The 1,258-nt window shown below is 68.8% G+C and carries 1 protein-coding gene; it reads right to left on the bottom strand.

What is annotated here, in order from left to right; all coding sequences use genetic code 11:
* On the bottom strand, positions 1-1,063 hold a 1,063-nt coding region (locus DD1DGNOD_RS25840; protein ID WP_165037045.1), incomplete at its 3' end, for an adenylate/guanylate cyclase domain-containing protein.
* Positions 1,064-1,258 lie beyond the last annotated feature (195 nt).

Here is a 1,258-nt window from a genome sequence, read left to right as displayed (position 1 = left end):
CGCCGCCGAGTCCGACCAGGGGGGCTAACCCGTCCACCACGGCGGCGGCGTCCCCGGTGACGTTGTTGACCTTTTCCAGCAGCTCGCGCAGGCGGCGACGGCCCTCGGGTGCGCTCTCGTCGGCGGACATGCCGGTTGCCTGACGGACCATCTCCATCAGCGGCCAGTAGGTGATGCCCTCGCCGTAGGACAGGCAACGTCCGGTGAGCACCGTCGCTCGCGGGGCCATTGCCTCGCAGAATTCCCGGACCATCCGGGACTTCCCGATACCGGCGGGGCCCAGCAGGGTGAACAGGTGACAGGTGCGTTCCTCGATCACCTGCTCGAGGGTGTCGTCCAGACGGCGGCGTTCCCGGTCCCGGCCGATCACGGGTGCGGCAAAGCCGTCCGGGGCTAACCGCGCCCCCGGGCCGATGCCGGGGTGGGCCAGATCGATCAGACGGTGGGCCCGCAGCGGTGCTTTCTTGCCCTGGACGACGAGCGGTCCGACCGCTTCGGCACGTACGTGCGGGCGGATCAGCCGCAGGGTGGCGTCGGCGATGAGGATCTCGTCGGGGTCGGCGGCCTCCTCCAGTCGGGACGCGACGTTGACGGCGTCCCCGGTGACGCCGCCGCCCGTCCCGGGCCCGCCGACGGTGACCTCGCCGGTGTTGATGCCGATGCGGATCCGGAACCGGAACCCCCAGTCACGTTGCAGGTCGGCGTTGAGCACGTCCATGCTGGCGCGGATCTCGCACGCCGCGCGGGCGGCCCGCAGCGCGTCGTCCTCGTGCAGGACGGGGATGCCGAAGACGGCGAACACGGCGTCTCCGATGAACTTCTCGACACTGCCGCCGTGGGAGGAGATCACCTCGCGGGCGGCGCTGAAGAACCGCCACATGACCTGTTGCAGCGGTTCGGAGTCGAGCTGCTCACCGATGGCCGTGTATCCGGTGACGTCGCAGAACAGGATCGTGACGGTCTTGCGGGCGCCGATCCCGAACGTGGGCTGGGGCGTACCGCAGGAGAAGCAGAAGCGTGCTTCTTCCGGGTTGGCCTTTCCACATGTCGGGCAGGCGACCATGTGCCGGATCGTAGGCCGGACAGATGTCGTACGGGCCGGGATGGGGATGTCAGTCGTTTCTGATGATCGTGATCTGTCCCACAGTACCGTCGATGAGGCGAGGTGCGTGCCTCGATCCGGTGACGCCGCGTCCGTAGTTGCCGGGCGCCCTGGATGGCCGAAGGCGGTGCGATCATGTTTCTTTCGCGCGCCGTT

The sequence above is a fragment of the Candidatus Protofrankia californiensis genome (genome assembly GCF_900634765.1).
Lineage (GTDB): Bacteria > Actinomycetota > Actinomycetes > Frankiales > Frankiaceae > Protofrankia > Protofrankia californiensis.
Note: the sequence above shows the minus strand (reverse complement) of the source record. Positions and strands in the feature narration are given on the sequence as shown.